Genomic DNA, 15877 nt, shown 5'->3' on the forward strand with positions numbered 1-15877 from the left:
CACCGGGGCACTGATCGGTTCAGCGGCCGGCGGTGGCGCGGGCGGTGCGCTGGGCAACTACATGGGCAACAAGAGCGATGACGATGATCGTCGTAGTCGTGATAGCCGCCGTTATGACCGCGACGACCATCGCGGCCGCGGCCATGCCTACGGGCATCGCAAGAACAAGCATCACTACCGTCACCGCTAAGCGCTAAAGAACACTGAAAAACCGATGTGGGAGGGGGCTGGCCCCCTCCCACATCGGGTTCCGTGGTGCCTGCAACGCCGAAGTCAGACCACCAACCGCTGCAACGCCTCGCGCAACATCCCCGGAATCGTCACCGGCTGGTTCGTCCCCCGATCCACGAACACATGCACAAAGCGCCCCGCCGCACAGGCCTCCTCTTCGCCTGCCTTGAACACCGCCAATTCGTACTGCACTGAGCTGTTGCCCAGCTTGCCCACCCGCAGGCCGATGTCCAGGCGGTCGGGAAAGGCAATAGAGGCGAAGTAATCGCACGCCGAACTCACCACAAACCCCACCACCTCACCGTCATGAATATCCAACCCACCCTGTTCGATCAGGTAGGTATTCACCGCCGTGTCGAAGAAGCTGTAGTAGGTGACATTGTTCACATGGCCGTACACATCGTTGTCGTGCCAGCGTGTGATGATCGGCTGGAAGTGACGGTAATCGGCGCGTTGCGGCATTGATTCAGGCATGGGCACGTCTCATGAAAGTAGGGTTACAGGTCACTCAAGTGGGCTTGGGCCCACTCACGCACGTCGGCGTAGGGGTAGTCTTCCAGCGCTGCGAAACCGGGAATGCCCCGCGCCTTCAACTTGGTAAACAACGGCACGCTGATACCCCCCAGGAACCGTGTCAGCCGCTCAGCGCCCGGCAGTTGGCCGGTGTGCTCATGATGCCTGTGGATAAAATCACCGCACAGCCCCATGAAGTTTTTATCCACAAGCGGCGGCAGGCTCGGCGGCGCCGGCAAATGCGCGACGTGGCCGTGGCACACAGAGCAGTGCCCGCAGCGCTGCGGTGCATTTTCATCACCAAAGTAACGCGCCAGGCGCTGCCCCAGGCAATGTTCGGTGGCGAACAGATCGAGCATGGCATGAATCCGCGCCACTTCCGTCACCTCGTGCTGCTTGAAGCCTGTGTATAACTCGGCGCTCAACACCTGTGGATCAAACTCGATATCCAGCAGGCTGTAGACCTCCGTCATCTGCTTGCTTTCCAACTCGATCAGGCCTTGTTCCTGGAAGTAATCCAGGGCCTTCACCACCCGACTGCGTTCGGCATTGTGTTGTTGGTAAAGCGCGTCGAAATCCACGGTCGCCCAGGTTTTCGCGCGCTTGCACACCTGGATGATCGCCGCGACAAACTGCTGGCGCTCGCCGGAAAAACGCGCCAGCAGGGCCTCGGGCTCGACCAGGTACTTGAAGCGGTACTCGGCATAAAACGCGTAGCGCGGCGCGATCACGCCCTTGAGCTCCAATTGCACCAGCAGTGTCTTCAGTGGCAGTTCGCGGATGTTGCTGTGGTCCGACAGCGACCTCAGCAGGAACTCCCACTGCCCTTCACTGCGCGCTGCCTGCAACTCTTCCAGCACCCGCCGAATACCGTCCTGCTCGGGCGTATCGCCGTACACGAAGTTTTCCAGCACATTGAGGCTGTCGCGGTTGGCCAGCACCACGCAGTCCGAGGGCTGCCCATCACGCCCCGCACGGCCGATTTCCTGGCTGTAGTTCTCGATGGATTTGGGCAGGTCAAAATGCACGACATTGCGGATATCGCTCTTGTCGATACCCATGCCAAACGCGATGGTAGCGACGATGCAATTGGAGCGCCCAGCCATGAAGCGCTGCTGGATGCCCTCACGCCTGTCGTGGGGCAAGCCGGCGTGATACGCCTCGGCCTGGATACCGTTGCGGTTCAGGTGCTCGGCAATCTGCTCGGCGGTTTTCTGCAAGGTGACGTAGACGATGCTGGGCTGGTTGGCCCGCTCGCCCATCCACTGCACCAGGCGACGATGCTTGTCCGCACCGGCGACCGGCTCCACCAACAGGTCGAGGTTGGGCCGGTAGAAGCCCGTGGTGACCACGTCGTCCGGCGCAATGGCGAACTTGGCCTGCATGTCGGCAATCACCTTGGGCGTGGCCGTAGCCGTCAGCAGCAGCGCTTGTGGGATCTTGAACTGGCGCTGGTAGTCCGGCAGCTTCAAATAATCCGGGCGGAAGTTGTGGCCCCACTCGGAAATACAGTGCGCCTCATCCACCACCAGCAGCGAGATCTGCACACTTTGCAGGAAGTGGCGAAAACGCTCGTTCTTCAAGCGCTCCACGGAAATCATCAGGATTTTCAGCTCGCCGGAACGCGCCCGGGCCATCACGTCATTGGCGTCCTCGCGGCTTTGCGCCGAATCGATACTGCCCGCCGAAATACCGTGGCGTTGCAGGAAGCCCAACTGGTCCTGCATCAACGCCAACAACGGCGACACCACCAGCGTCAGGTGCGGCAGCAACACCGCCGACAGCTGATAACACAGGGACTTGCCCGACCCCGTAGGAAAAATGGCCGCAGCCGAACGACCTGCCAGTACGGCGCTGACCGTTTCTTCCTGGCCCAAACGAAACTGTGGATAACCAAAGACCTGCTGGAGGGTGTCGTGCATAGGCTGTCACTCCATTGACCGCTGAAGGTGGCTTAAAAACGTAGCCCAGCAAGCTCAGCGAATCGAGAAAGGTCGCATGGAAAAAAGAGACAGGATGATACACAGGGTGCAGCAATGGCCTTGGGCCAAATTTGACAAGTTCGACTGTGGCTGTAGGAACACCACAAACCAAATGTGGGAGGGGGATTGCCCCCCTCCCACATTTCAGACCTGCGCTACAGCTGAATCAGCGATTCTGCACCCGCTCAATCGCCGTGTCATACACCGGGTTGGCCTTCTGCTCCTTGGCCAACTGGTAGTGACGCAATGCATCCGGGAACTGCCCCGCCGCTTCGTAGATCCGCGCAATGTTGTAGTAGGCACCTGCACGCACGGTGGCAGCATTGGCGCCGGTGGCAAGGGCGATAGCCTTGCGATTGGCCCAGATCGACTCGGCAGTGTTGCCGGCTTTCTGATACGCCAGGCCGAGGTTGCCGTAGGCCTTGCCGAAGCCATTGTCCAGCTCGATAGCCTGGCGGAACAGGTCGATGGCCTGGTCCAGCTTGCCGGCCTGGTAGGCCGCTTCACCCTGCAGGTTCAGACGCTTCGCATCGGTTTGTACGGAAGAGCTGACGGTGACGGCGGTGACCGCCACGCTGTCATCCAGCAGCGGTTTGACTTCGTTCAGCACATTCGCCGCATTCACGGTCACGCCACTGAAAGTGTTGATGTCCTGGAAGTCGCCGCTGCCGGTCATGCGGAACACCGTCCACAGGTTGCCGCTGCGGCTCTTGGGCACGTAGTAGGTACGCACCAGCGATTGGCCCATGTACACGAACACCTTGGCTTCGCTGTCGGACAACTGGCGCGAGCCTGGATTGCCGCCATTGCTGTAGTCGTGCACGGCATAGACGTAGCTTTCGCCGTAGTGCTTTTTCTGCAGGGTGATGGTTTCCGGACCGTAGCTGTCGGTGTCATCCACATCCAACTCGGCGTCGGTACCCTTCTGGTTCTCGAAGTAGATGTTATTGCCGGGGAAAATCATGTGGGAGTCGAGGTCACTCGGCGTCTTGCCCCAGGTCAGCACCACACGCAGGCCATCGAGGTTTTCCATCACCGGGCTGATGGCGTAGGTCATGCCCGCGCATGGGCACTTCACCACCAGGTTGGAGTAGCCAGGTTTCTTGATGATCAGCAGGTTGCTCGCATCATCAGCGGCCTCACTGGTCAGCGTCACTTGGCCCTGGGCGTTGGTGCGGCCCACCACATTCTGTGCGCCGTTGCGTTGCAGCAGCACTTCGGCATCAGCGATTTTCTGGTCCTTGACCACCGCACTGAGCACTTCGATCGGCAACTGCCCGGCCTGGACCGAAAAAGCCACCGCACACAACGACATCGCCGAAGCAACACGAAGCAAACCCATGCTTAACTCCCTTTAAGTAGCGGGCGGAAATCGCCCTACAAGATTTTGCGGTGAAACATACGCTGAATTCCGAGTGTCGGCGGATTTTTTGTACAGAATGTGACGTGGTTTTTATCCCGCCTTCCCGTTGAAGCATTGCGCTACAATCAAACCTTGCTACCCAGGAGTGCGCTGCGATGAGCGAACTGACGTTTGAGCAAAAACAGGATCATTACCACAAGATCCGCCGTTCCAATTACCTGGCCAGCCTGCGCCTGGAAGGGTTCGACACCCAACCGGCCGACGTCGACAAACCCCTGCCGACCCGCGAAACAGTGCTTGCCAAGTACCGCAACACGCCACGCTGATGCTCGACAAATACGGGGTGGGCCAGGATCCGTACTGCTATCCCGGTAGCAGCGTCCTGCGCAACCGCCTCGATTTGCTCGACGAAGCCCGCCTGCACCAGGCCGAGCGGGAATTATCCGAAATCGCCGTAGGCAGCCTCCCCCTCTTCCCCCCGCCCTACGACCTCGACCGCCTGCAACACATCCACCGCACGCTGTTCGGTGACATCTACGACTGGGCCGGTGAGTTGCGCAGCGTGAACATCCAGAAAGGCGACACCCTGTTCTGCACCCCGGAGCGCATCCCCCCGGAAGCCGCGAAGATCATCCGGCAGATGGAAGAGGCAAACTGGTTTGTCGGTGCCAGCCAAACCGAGTTGGTGAGCAAGATTGCCGAAGCCTATGGCGACCTCAACGTCATCCACCCCTTCCGCGAGGGCAACGGCCGGGCGCAGCGGATTTTGTTCGAACAGATCATCGTCAATGCGGGGTTTTCAGTGAACTGGTGGCTGGTCAAACACGCGGCATGGATACCGGCGAATATTGATGCGGTGGCGTGTGATTATCGGGGGTTGGAGGCGATTTTTGAGCGGTGTGTCAGCAGGCCTGCCAGCGCCTGATCGAACCACGAACGATTAAACCATCTGTTTATTGCCCGAGCGCACACTCACTTCTAAGGTTCGCACCGTCGCTGCCAAATCAGCGGCCGGGTTTGGTCACCCGGAAAACAGCACACATAAGTGCCATTACTCGCTCTGCGAACGTCTATCGTCTCGTATAGCAGTGCTATGGCGGCTGTGTGGGGGACGTCTTCGGACGTGTCGGAGTGCTGTTTCCGGCTGGCCAACCCGCGCACAGTCCGCCACCCACCGTTTGGCCACGGTGATGTCGGTTACCTAACAGCAAACCGAGCACCTTCAAATGCAAATACCTGAAACGATGAACCGCTATCGTCATCTACGCACCAATTTCACTGATACCCATCCGCTTCTCATCGACACCCAAGCCAAAGCCGAAGACATCCAGTCCGCCGCCCACCAACGCATCCGCGCAGCCACCGACTTACTGGAAACCTTCTCCTGCCTGACCTTCGAACACTCCGACCTCAAAGACATCTCCCACATCACCAACGCCTTGTACCTGCTCGTCCAAGACGGCTGTGATTTGCCGGAAGCGGCGCAACACGTACAACTACAAACCGAACAAGCACAAATCTAAGCAACACCCTTTTTAGAAGCGAGCCTGTTCGCGAAAATCATCAACGATGACGCGGTAAGCCAGAAGAAACGCGGCGTCCTTGAGTTTTTCGCGAGCAAGCTCGCTCCTACCATTGACCCGCGTTGCCTGTTAAAGCACTGCCAAGCCACAAATGCCGGAAACCGTTGTAGGAAACCTCCAAACAACGCGACATCCCCTTCCCAAACTGCTCCAAACACACGCTTGACCCTCTACAGAAGTTACCCGTAGCTGAATGAAAATAGCGCGGTCTCAACTTTCTCGGCAGAAACCTGTGAACATCGAAAGGGCTCAACACATCGGCCACTATGGCGTCATCTTCACAGTGATTCGCTTCACTGTTGTGCCTGACAATCGGCATGCTTTGGCCAATCTATGCCTGCTTGAAACAAAAACGGCAGCGCGACAAGTGCGCGATCAGATACGTAGGCTGTACGAAAAAATGCTGGCCAGAGACTTGCCATGCGAAAGGGCGGTCGCGATTTCCCATCCTTTGAGACGGAATCAGGCCGATCGGTTAAACGACCAAAACGTGCTCATCAAACAAATAATCTCCGGAGCGGTTAAAGCACCAGGGATTGCCATTTCAACCGTAACCGCGGGCTTCGTTGGAGATACGATTTCCGGCAAGCTTCGTAGATATCACGCTGGAGACATCATCATCGGTCTGGATGCCAGTGTGAGAGGAGGCATAGGGCCTCAGCGGTCAACACTCTCAATGCATGTCTACTCGGACGAGTCTTAGTGGCATGGCCCTTTACCTTCAATCCGCTTCCTTTCTCATTATCTATTTGGTGCTGCACTACCAAATCACAGACCCAATGCTCAGAAAACACTTCGCAGTCACATTTCTTACAACAGGCCTTATTTTGACGTTCCTACTACCCTATGTAGCGGTGATCCTCAGAATGCCCCTCCTACCTGTCTTTGTATTCTTGATAGGCTTGGCGCTCTTCATCACTCGAAACAAATACCGCCTCCAACGCAACCAGCCCCTTCACCCACTCCTGCGTGCACCCACCATGAACCTCGCCCCTAACTTCCCCGAAGACCCCGTGATGCAGCAACTCCTTCAACTGCTGCACGAAGAAATCGGCCTGCCGAAACACAAGACCATCCGCCTGCAAACCTCACTCAATTTCGACCTGGGCTGTGACGGCAGCGAAGCCAAGCAGCTCATGGAAGCGCTGGAGCAGGAGTTCGCCCTCGACCTGGGCGACTACGACACTTATCGTTACTTCAACCCACCGGTCTTTGACGTGTTCCTCAAGCGTCGGGGCAAGGGGCATGGCGACAAGGTCCCGTTGACCATCGGCATGCTCTACCTGGCCATCAAGACCCACAGCTGGGACACGCAGACGCTGGAAAACCTGAGCTGAGCGAATACCGGCTCCAGGTACACCGCAAGTCAAAGGTGGAGGGGCAATGGTTCGGCCTATCGTCGACGAACCTTTCGCGCACAAAAAAGCCGCTCACAAGGAGCGGCTTTTTAACAGCGACCGAATCTTACAACTTCGGACCCGCAGCCTTGATCGCATCGCTCACTTCAAACTTCTTGAAGTTCTCGATGAACAGACCAGCCAGCGCCTTCGCTGCTTCATCGTAAGCGGCCTTGTCAGCCCAGGTGTTACGTGGGTTCAACAGGCCGGTCTCAACGCCCGGTACGGCCAATGGCACGTCGAGGTTGATGGTGTCGAGGTGTTCGGTTTCAGCACCGATCAACGCGCCGCTCTGGATCGCTGCGATCACGCCGCGCGTGGTCGGGATATTGAAGCGCTTGCCAACGCCGTAGCCACCGCCGGTCCAGCCGGTGTTGACCAGGTAGACCTTGGAGCCGAAGCCGCGGATGCGCTTGATCAACAGCTCTGCATATTCGCCGGCCGGGCGCGGGAAGAACGGTGCGCCGAAGCAGGTGGAGAAGGTCGACTTGATGCCGCTGCCCGAACCCATTTCGGTCGAGCCCACCAGTGCGGTGTAGCCGGACAGGAAGTGGTAGGCCGCTTGTTCTTCGCTGAGGATGGACACGGGCGGCAGTACGCCGGTCAGGTCGCAGGTCAGGAAGATCACCGCGTTTGGCTCGCCGCCCAGGTTCTTCTCGGAACGCTTGGCAACGTGCTCCAGCGGGTAGGCGGCGCGGCTGTTCTGGGTCAGGCTCACGTCAGCATAGTCGGCGTGCTTGGCCTCGTCGATGACGACGTTTTCCAACACGGCGCCGTGCTTGATGGCTTTCCAGATAACCGGTTCGTTCTTCTCGGACAGGTCGATGCATTTGGCATAGCAACCGCCTTCGATGTTGAACACCACGCCTTCGCCCCAGCCGTGCTCGTCGTCACCGATCAGGTAGCGGCTTTCGTCGGCGGACAGGGTGGTCTTGCCGGTACCCGACAGACCGAAGAACAGGGTCACGTCGCCGGCTTCGCCAATGTTGGCGGCGCAGTGCATCGGCAGTACGTCGGAAGCCGGCAGCAGGTAGTTCTGCACCGAGAACATGGCTTTCTTCATTTCACCGGCGTAGCGCATGCCGGCGATCAGCACTTTTTTCTGGGCGAAGTTAAGGATCACGCAACCGTCGGAGTTGGTGCCATCACGCTCAGGCACGCACTCGAAGTTGGCCACGTTGAGCACTTGCCACTCGTCACGACCGGCCGGGTTGTACTGGGCCGGGTTGATGAACAGGCAACGACCGAACAGGTTCTGCCAGGCAGTCTGGGTGGTCATTTTCACGGCCAGGTAGTGGTCTTCGGAGGCCCCTACGTGAACGTGGGAAACGAAATGCTCTTGCGCATTGTTGAACGCCTCGACGCGTGCCCACAGGGCATCGAACTTGTCGGCCGGGAACTTGCGATTGATCGGGCCCCAGGCGATGGAATCCTGGGTGGAAGGCTCTTCAACGATGAAACGGTCGACTGGCGAACGGCCGGTACGGTGACCGGTTTCCACGACCAGCGCGCCGGTATCGGCAAGCACGCCTTCACCGCGCTGCAGGGCTTCTTTGACCAGATCGTCAACACTCAGATCGGTGTATACGGCGTTATTGGCTTGCGTCATGAGGTTCCCCGTCGGCCTGTGGCCGAGTGCTCCAAACGTTTTGTAGTAGAAAGTTGCGCACTACTACCGCGAAAAAAGTGGGCCGGATTATGCCAGAAAAGCCCAAAAAGAGTAGGGCCCTCCCGTCAGAACGCCTCTAATCCGGCATTTGACAGGTGATTTACCTGTGCTTAAACGTTTTAGTGGCGGGTGTCGGAAGGCGTGTCGATGCCTGCGCCAGCGAACAATTGCGCTACATCGGCAGCGTCGAACAGGTAGCGCTCGTTGCAGAACTGGCAGTCGATCTCGATATTGCCACCGTGTTCCACCACCAGGTTCTGCGCATCTTCCAGGCCCAAGCTGACCAGGGCGTTGCCCGAACGCTCACGGGAGCAGCTGCAGTGGAAGTGCAAGGTCTGCGCGTCGAACAGGCGCACCGGGTCTTCGTGGTACAGGCGGTGCAGGATGGTTTCGTTGTCCAGGCCCAGCAGTTCTTCGGCTTTCAGGGTATCGGCCAAGGCAATGCAGTGCCGCCAGCTTTCAGCGCGATCTTCGTCGTCCTTGATACGGTCGGCCGGCAGTTGTTGCAGCAACATGCCACGGGCGCGCTTGCCGTCGGCGTTGAGCCAGAACTTGGTGCCCACTTGCTGGGACATCACGAAATAGTTGGTGAAGCATTCCGACAGCGTTTTGCCGTCGAGGTCGACGATGCCCTGGTAACGTTGGCCTGAGGTCGGGTCGACGGTGAGCGCCAGAACACCGTTGGGCATCAGCTCGGCCAGGCTGGCGTCCGGGGCAATCTGGTCGGCTTCATAACGTGCCAGACCACGGATTTCGCGCTCGCTGGAGCACTCGATCATCAACAGCGGAATCGGCCCTTCGGAACGGGCTTGCAGGATCAGCAAACCGTCGAACTTCATGGTGCCTACCAGCAACGCAGCAGCGGCCATCAGCTCACCGAGCAGTTGTGCGACCGGTTCCGGATAGGGGTGCTTGGCGAGGACTTCGGCGTAGCTGCGCTCCAACGAAACCATTTCGCCGCGGGCGTCGCTCTCATCGAAGATGAAGCGTTGGGTGAAGTCGGTATCCGGTAGATCAGTCATAGGTCTGGGTATCTGAATTGATGACAAATTGGTTACAAGGTTTATAAAATTAAACGCTTTAGCACCATCTTGGTGCGGCTTTCTCCTGGAAACAGAGAGCTTATTTAGAGCGAAGAGGGACAGTTTATGAACAATCCGGGTTTGTTCCAAGCCAAGTGGAACCTCCGGCGATGGGCTCTGTGCAATCTACTCGCTATCGGGCTGCTGTGTTTTTGGCTGTGGCCCACGGGGCAGATGCTGTGTGTGATTTTCGACGAGTGGCTGTTTCACCTTCTCAACGACCCGCTGGCGAGCAACGCGACATGGCTGCACGTGTGGGCCGTGGCCAGTTTGCGGCCGTTTGATGCGGTGGTCGGGGTGATCCTGCTGATGCTGATGATTCGCGGCGACTGGGTGTTCAAAGCCGCGCAGGTACGCCAGGCCCTGTTAGGTTTTGTCGGTATTTTGTTGCTCTTGCTGTTTATCCGCATGCTGTTTTCCAAACTCGCAGCGCAGATGGGCTGGCAACACAGCAGCCCGTCGATGGTTATCGCCGGGGCGATCCAGATGAGCGACTATTTCCCGGGGCTGGAGAAGACCTGGGAGCTGAAGGACCGCTCAAGCCAAAGCTTTCCGGGGGATCACGCCTCGGTGTTGCTGATCTGGGCAATGTTCATGAGCGTGTTCGCCAAGCGTATCGGCCAGGTGCTGGTGATCTGGGGCCTGGCGCTGTTGTTCATGATGCCGCGGCTGGTAGCGGGCGCGCATTGGGGGCAGGACGATTATATCGGCGGGGTGCTGCTGGCACTGTTGGCGTTGGGCTGGGGTTGTTACACGCCGTTTGCAGCGAAGGTGTCGGCCGCTTTGTTACACGTGACGACGCCGATCTTCAGGTTACTTGGCAAGCTGCCAGTGATCAGTGGATTGAGCGTCGTGCGTACATCCCCTTAACGCTGAAAGCCCCCTCCCTCATTTGAATGGGCCGCTGCGCGATCAGTCATCATTGCCACTGCCGCGAAACTTGAACAGGTCGCGGCGCTGCTTCTTGCTCGGCTTGCCATCGGTGGTCATCCCCGTGGCGCCCGCCTTGCGCAGGGCTGCCGCATTTTCGCGCCTGGCAATGCTGGCTTCGGTTTCGGTGTACAGCGCCTGTGCTTCGGGGGCGCCACGGCGCACGATGGAAAGTGCCTGAACCACGACGGTCTTTTCGTCAAAACCTATCCGAATCTGCAGCTCATCACCGACACGTGGCTCTTTGCCCGGCTTACAGCGCTCGCCTCGATGATGCACCTTGCCGCTCTCAATCGCGGCCTTGGCCAAGGCACGTGTCTTAAAGAAACGCGCCGCCCAAAGCCACTTGTCCAGACGGACCTTTTCTTCCTCTTCCTGCTTTTGAGCCACTTGAATTCCTCGCTCTGACAAATGTCGCAACTGTAACGTTGAAACCCTTCGACGCATAAACCTCAAGGCTCACCTAAGATACGCCAGGTAGCACCCTGTTTTCGCGAGGATACGCCGTGACCGACTTTCCTACTTCACTCACCTCGCCTGAACAGCGTTGCGCAGGCTGCCAGCAAAGCGAACCCTTGGGTTTCGAGTTTGCTTTCGCCTACCAGCCTATCGTTGACCTTCGGGACCATTCGATTTTTGCCCACGAAGCCTTGGTGCGCGGTACACAGGGCGAAGGGGCATTGTCGGTGCTGGACCAGGTCAACGACAGCAACCGCTACCGCTTCGACCAGCGCTGCCGCACCCAGGCGATTGCCGGTGCTGCAGCTTTGGGGATGCAAACCCACCTTTCCATCAACTTCATGCCCAACGCCGTGTACCGTCCGGAGTTGTGCATTCGCAGCACCCTGGAGGCGGCGCGCGCGAACAATTTTCCGCTGGATCAACTGATTTTCGAGACACTGGAAAGCGAGCATGTAGATAACTATCGCCATTTGACGAATATTCTGCGTGAATACCGCGAATTCGGCTTCAAGACCGCTATCGATGATTTCGGCGCGGGCTATTCGGGGCTGAATCTGTTGGCTGATTTCCAACCTGACTTGATCAAACTCGACATGGCGCTGATCCGCGATGTCGACCAGGATCGTGTCCGTCAGGTGATCGTCCAGGGGATTGTCACAATCTGTGAGCAGTTGAACGTTACTGTCATCGCCGAAGGCATCGAAAGTGCCGGCGAACGCGACTTTCTGTCTGACTGTGGAATATTTCTGATGCAAGGCTACTGGTTCGCCAAGCCTGCATTCAAAGCCCTGGCCGAGGTTTCTCCTCAGGCCTGGGCGAATTGACCGGTTACCCATATTGAAGACATTTGACCATTTGACCGTTGTAGGTCTGCGTGAGTGGGTGGCACTTCCCGACTTGGGAGTGGCAGGCCTGCGTGCCAAGATCGACACCGGTGCCAGCACCTCCAGCCTGCATGCCACCGACATCGAGCCGTTTGAGCGCGACGGCGAGAAGTGGGTGCGCTTTACCGCGCACCTGGGCAGCGTCGTGCAACTGCGTCACCGCCGCTGCGAAGCGCCCCTGGTGACGATGAAAACCATCAAGAGCTCCAATGGCCATGCGCAGGTGCGCTACGTGATCAGCACCACCCTGGCACTGGGTGATCGGGTATGGCGGGTGGAGTTCACCCTGGCCTGCCGCAAAGCCATGCGTTATCGCCTGTTGCTGGGTTCCAAGGCGCTGATTGACGGCCATCTGGTGGTCAATCCCGGCGTCAAGTACGTTCAAGACAAGCCGGTGTTCCCGGTCTCTACTATTTCTGCCCCAGGTGCTGCATGAAGATTGCTGTGCTGTCGCGAAACCCGCGTCTGTATTCCACCCGCCGCCTGGTCGAGGCCGGCACCGAACGTGGCCACGAAATGGTGGTGATCGACACGTTGCGTGCCTATATGAACATTGCCAGCCACAAGCCGCAGATCCATTACCGCGGTAAACCGCTGGAGGGGTTTGATGCGGTGATCCCTCGGATTGGCGCCTCGGTGACGTTCTATGGCTGCGCCGTGTTGCGCCAATTCGAAATGATGGGGGTTTTCCCCCTCAATGAATCCGTGGCCATTGCACGCTCGCGGGACAAATTACGCTCGTTGCAACTGCTCTCGCGGCGGGGCATCGGCCTGCCGGTCACCGGCTTTGCCCACTCCCCCGACGACATTCCCGACCTGATCGAAATGGTCAACGGCGCGCCGCTGGTGATCAAGGTGCTGGAAGGCACCCAGGGCATCGGTGTGGTGCTGTGTGAAACCGCGACCGCAGCGGAATCCGTGATCGAGGCATTCATGGGCCTCAAGCAGAACATCATGGTCCAGGAGTACATCAAGGAAGCCGGCGGTGCGGATATTCGCTGCTTCGTGGTGGGCGACAAGGTGATCGCAGCCATGAAGCGCCAGGCCAAGCCCGGAGAGTTCCGCTCCAACCTGCACCGTGGCGGCAGCGCCAGCCTGATCAAGATCACCCCGGAAGAACGCATGACCGCGCTGCGGGCGGCCAAGGTCATGGGGTTGGCAGTGGCGGGTGTGGATATCCTGCGCTCCAACCATGGGCCACTGGTAATGGAGGTGAACTCGTCGCCGGGCCTGGAAGGGATAGAGACCACCACTGGGAAGGATGTGGCGGGGATCATCATTCAACATCTGGAGAAGAATGGTGGGCCGAATATGACCAGGACCAAGGGCAAGGGTTAGAGACGGGAGCTGTCAGCTTCAAGCTATAAGCTGCAAGAAAGGGCAAAAGCTGTGTGCCTTTCTCTTGCGGCTTCAGCTTGAAACTTGCAGCTGTTTCTATACCGCATCTCTGGGCAGCATCAGCCCAAGCGGCAAGCGTACCCGCGCCTCAAGGCCACCGCCTTCGCGGTTACGCAACTCGACATTGCCGCCGTGCATCGACGCAATCCGCCGCACGATCGCCAGCCCCAAGCCGGTCCCTTTGCCACCCCGGGCACGGTCGCCACGGGTGAAGGGGTTGAAGATACCCTCCAGCTCGTCCGGATCGATGCCCGCCCCCCGGTCCATCACACTCAGCACTACGTACGGCGCAGCACTGTCGCCAGACACATACGCAGCCACTTCAACATCCGAACCGGCGTGGTGCAAAGCGTTGCCGATCAGGTTGTTCAGCAGGCGCTTCATCGACACCCGACGCAACGCAAACGGCTGGATCGGCTCAAGGCGCATGCGCACTTGCTCGCCATTCTGGTTGTAGGGCGCCACAACCTCACGCACCAGGTCCGTGAGATCGACTTCCTCCACCACCTCGTCACGACCATCACGGATAAACGCCAGGAACTGGTCGAGAATCGCGTCCATGTCTTCGATGTCGCGAACCATGTCGTCGGTGAGGTCGCTATGGTTGCCCATCAGCTCCAGGGACAGGCGCAATCGCGTCAAGGGCGTGCGCAAGTCATGGGACACCCCCGCCAGCATCAGCTCGCGCTCCCGCCCGGCCTGTTCGACATCCTCCGCCATCTGGTTGAAGGCGCCATACACCTCGGTCATTTCACTGGGCGTATCGCTGACCGGCAGGCGCACGCTGCGCCCCTGGCCCAATTGGCGGGCGGCAAACACCAGGCGCTTAAGCGGTTGGTTGAGCTGGCGAACGAAAATCCACGCCGACGCGGTGGAAAGCAAGCCGATGGCCAGGAACCAACCCAACACGTTCCAGATCTTCTGCCCCCGCAAAGGGTGCGGATACAGCGGAACCTTGATCCAGGCATCACCAAGGCTCGGCGCCCTTACCCACAGCGCAGGTGAAACATGCATGCGCAAGCGCACCTCGGTGTCCTCGCCCAGTTCGGCCTGCATCTGGCGCTGGTAGATCTCGCTGTAGGGCCAATGCTGCTCACCCTCGGGTACACCAGCCCCGTCAACGCGGGTCAACGTCGAGGCCTTGGCTACCTTTTCGCGGTTCTCAGGGTCTACAGCCCAGTAACCACGCAGTGTCAGGGCGACACCGTGGCTGTACTGCCGGTCCACCAGCACGTCTTCGTTCATCAGCAGATAAACCAGTGTCAGCGCCTTGGAAAACAGCACGACGATCAGCACCAGCCAAAGGGTGCGGGAGAAGAAACTTTGCGGGAACCACAGAGGGGTTTTCATAGAAGACAGCTGGACACCTTGCAGGAACGAGCGGCGCTCGCAGAATTGCAGACGCCGGGCATCCCGTCGACCCTCATGGAGTCAAGCGCCAGGATGCCCGCCCTGCAAATCATCGGTCACTTGGTTGCGGTGCCATCCGGCACAAACACATAGCCCACACCCCAGACAGTCTGGATATACCGAGGTTTGGACGGGTCCGGCTCGATCATCCGGCGCAGACGGGAAATCTGCACGTCGATGGAGCGTTCCAGGGCGTCCCATTCGCGACCGCGTGCCAAGTTCATCAGTTTGTCGCGGGTCAGCGGCTGACGCGCGTTCATCACCAGCGCCTTGAGCACGGCGAATTCACCGGTGGTGAGCATATGCACTTCGTCGCCACGCTTGAGCTCGCGGGTCGCCAGCGACAGCTCGTAGTCGCCAAAGGTGACGCTTTCGTCTTCGCTGCCCGGCGCGCCCGGTACCGGCGGCGCCTGACGACGCAGCACGGCTTTGACCCGCGCCATCAACTCGTCAGGGTTGAAAGGCTTGGCAAGGTAGTCATCGGCGCCCAGCTCGAGACCCTTGATGCGGCTCAGCTCATCGCCCTTGGCGGTCAGCATGATGATTGGAATCTGGTTGTTCGCGCCGCGCAGGCGCTTGCAGGCGGTGAGGCCGTCTTCGCCGGGCAGCATCAGGTCGAGTACGACCAGGTTGAATACTTCACGCCCCAGGAGACGGTCCATCTGCTCGGTGTTCGGCACCGCGCGGGCACGGTAGCCCTTGGAGTTGAAGAAACGCTCCAGCAGGCTGCTCAGCCCCGGATCGTCATCAACGATGAGAATTTTTTCGCCTTCAGCAGTTTGTGCAGTGCTGCTCATTGGATGCTCCTCTTATCTCGGCGCGCATTATGGCGTAGCTGCCGTTATACGCACCGTGTGCATTGTTAGCAGATTTTTCCTCTACTGCCAGCGAACCCTCGCCTTCCAACCACTGGCGCAGTACCCCCCAAGGGCAGAACGCTGGTTATAATGCGGCGCCTTCGTGCAGGGCAACG

The 15877-nt window shown here is 58.9% G+C and carries 16 protein-coding genes and 1 pseudogene; 9 read left to right on the forward strand and 8 right to left on the reverse strand.

Going from position 1 to position 15877, the window contains the following annotated elements; genetic code table 11:
• Window positions 1-190, forward strand: a pseudogene (locus BFP99_RS25535) (hypothetical protein); the annotation flags it as partial.
• Between the two features lie 83 nt (window positions 191-273).
• Here BFP99_RS25535 and BFP99_RS25540 read toward each other — a convergent pair.
• The 3 genes from BFP99_RS25540 to BFP99_RS25550 all read right to left on the reverse strand — a co-directional run bounded on the left by BFP99_RS25540 (window position 274) and on the right by BFP99_RS25550 (window position 4068).
• Complete coding sequence (locus tag BFP99_RS25540) at window positions 274-705, reverse strand: acyl-CoA thioesterase (protein ID WP_065948511.1); 432 nt, start codon at window positions 703-705, stop codon at window positions 274-276.
• A 23-nt stretch (window positions 706-728) separates the two neighbouring features.
• A complete protein-coding gene (locus tag BFP99_RS25545; RefSeq protein ID WP_065948512.1) occupies window positions 729-2666 on the reverse strand; it encodes a RecQ family ATP-dependent DNA helicase in 1938 nt (645 codons plus the stop codon).
• 226 nt (window positions 2667-2892) lie between these two features.
• Window positions 2893-4068: a tetratricopeptide repeat protein gene (locus BFP99_RS25550; protein WP_065948513.1), complete on the reverse strand. Its 1176-nt coding sequence runs from the start codon at window positions 4066-4068 to the stop codon at window positions 2893-2895.
• 176 nt (window positions 4069-4244) lie between these two features.
• Here BFP99_RS25550 and BFP99_RS32445 point away from each other — a divergent pair, with 176 nt between their 5' ends.
• The 4 genes from BFP99_RS32445 to BFP99_RS25570 all read left to right on the forward strand — a co-directional run bounded on the left by BFP99_RS32445 (window position 4245) and on the right by BFP99_RS25570 (window position 7009).
• Window positions 4245-4415 carry a YhfG family protein gene (locus BFP99_RS32445; RefSeq protein WP_083221252.1) on the forward strand — a complete coding sequence of 57 codons (171 nt, stop codon included), beginning with the start codon at window positions 4245-4247 and terminating at the stop codon, window positions 4413-4415.
• On the forward strand, window positions 4415-5014 hold the full coding sequence (locus tag BFP99_RS25555) for a putative adenosine monophosphate-protein transferase Fic (RefSeq protein ID WP_065948514.1): 600 nt from the start codon (window positions 4415-4417) through the stop codon (window positions 5012-5014). Before BFP99_RS32445 ends, BFP99_RS25555 begins: the two co-directional genes overlap by 1 nt.
• Before the next feature lie 301 nt (window positions 5015-5315).
• Window positions 5316-5612: a hypothetical protein gene (locus tag BFP99_RS25560; protein ID WP_065948515.1), complete on the forward strand. Its 297-nt coding sequence runs from the start codon at window positions 5316-5318 to the stop codon at window positions 5610-5612.
• A gap of 1040 nt (window positions 5613-6652) precedes the next feature.
• Window positions 6653-7009 (forward strand): DUF1493 family protein, encoded by a 357-nt coding sequence (locus BFP99_RS25570; protein ID WP_027605145.1) that lies wholly within the window; start codon window positions 6653-6655, stop codon window positions 7007-7009.
• 127 nt (window positions 7010-7136) lie between these two features.
• Here BFP99_RS25570 and BFP99_RS25575 read toward each other — a convergent pair whose 3' ends face one another.
• On the reverse strand, window positions 7137-8678 hold the full coding sequence (locus tag BFP99_RS25575) for a phosphoenolpyruvate carboxykinase (protein ID WP_065925812.1): 1542 nt from the start codon (window positions 8676-8678) through the stop codon (window positions 7137-7139).
• 179 nt (window positions 8679-8857) lie between these two features.
• The gene (gene hslO / locus BFP99_RS25580; protein ID WP_027605147.1) at window positions 8858-9760 is read right to left on the reverse strand and encodes an Hsp33 family molecular chaperone HslO; all 903 of its coding nucleotides are present in this window, start codon (window positions 9758-9760) and stop codon (window positions 8858-8860) included.
• Window positions 9761-9886: 126 nt separating this feature from the next.
• Here hslO and BFP99_RS25585 point away from each other — a divergent pair, with 126 nt between their 5' ends.
• On the forward strand, window positions 9887-10690 hold the full coding sequence (locus tag BFP99_RS25585) for a phosphatase PAP2 family protein (RefSeq protein WP_065948517.1): 804 nt from the start codon (window positions 9887-9889) through the stop codon (window positions 10688-10690).
• A 42-nt stretch (window positions 10691-10732) separates the two neighbouring features.
• On the opposite strand, the gene BFP99_RS25590 is transcribed toward BFP99_RS25585, so the two are convergent.
• Window positions 10733-11140 (reverse strand): RNA-binding S4 domain-containing protein, encoded by a 408-nt coding sequence (locus BFP99_RS25590; RefSeq protein ID WP_027605149.1) that lies wholly within the window; start codon window positions 11138-11140, stop codon window positions 10733-10735.
• 116 nt (window positions 11141-11256) lie between these two features.
• Here BFP99_RS25590 and BFP99_RS25595 point away from each other — a divergent pair, with 116 nt between their 5' ends.
• From BFP99_RS25595 to rimK, 3 genes are read left to right on the forward strand one after another with little or no spacing between them, the layout of a single operon-like run.
• Window positions 11257-12036 (forward strand): S6 modification regulatory phosphodiesterase RimA, encoded by a 780-nt coding sequence (locus BFP99_RS25595; RefSeq protein WP_065925815.1) that lies wholly within the window; start codon window positions 11257-11259, stop codon window positions 12034-12036.
• Window positions 12037-12082: 46 nt separating this feature from the next.
• Entirely contained in the window at window positions 12083-12532 is a 450-nt protein-coding gene (locus tag BFP99_RS25600; RefSeq protein WP_169899741.1) for a retropepsin-like aspartic endopeptidase RimB, read from the forward strand.
• On the forward strand, window positions 12529-13434 hold the full coding sequence (rimK, locus tag BFP99_RS25605) for a 30S ribosomal protein S6--L-glutamate ligase (protein WP_003171022.1): 906 nt from the start codon (window positions 12529-12531) through the stop codon (window positions 13432-13434). Before BFP99_RS25600 ends, rimK begins: the two co-directional genes overlap by 4 nt.
• 96 nt (window positions 13435-13530) lie before the next feature.
• Here rimK and BFP99_RS25610 read toward each other — a convergent pair whose 3' ends face one another.
• Complete coding sequence (locus tag BFP99_RS25610; protein WP_065925816.1) at window positions 13531-14844, reverse strand: ATP-binding protein; 1314 nt, start codon at window positions 14842-14844, stop codon at window positions 13531-13533.
• 116 nt (window positions 14845-14960) lie between these two features.
• The gene (gene ompR / locus BFP99_RS25615; RefSeq protein ID WP_015373500.1) at window positions 14961-15701 is read right to left on the reverse strand and encodes an osmolarity response regulator transcription factor OmpR; all 741 of its coding nucleotides are present in this window, start codon (window positions 15699-15701) and stop codon (window positions 14961-14963) included.
• Window positions 15702-15877 lie beyond the last annotated feature (176 nt).

The sequence above is a fragment of the Pseudomonas sp. 1 R 17 genome, assembly GCF_900067035.1.
In the GTDB taxonomy this organism is placed as follows: domain Bacteria; phylum Pseudomonadota; class Gammaproteobacteria; order Pseudomonadales; family Pseudomonadaceae; genus Aquipseudomonas; species Aquipseudomonas marginalis.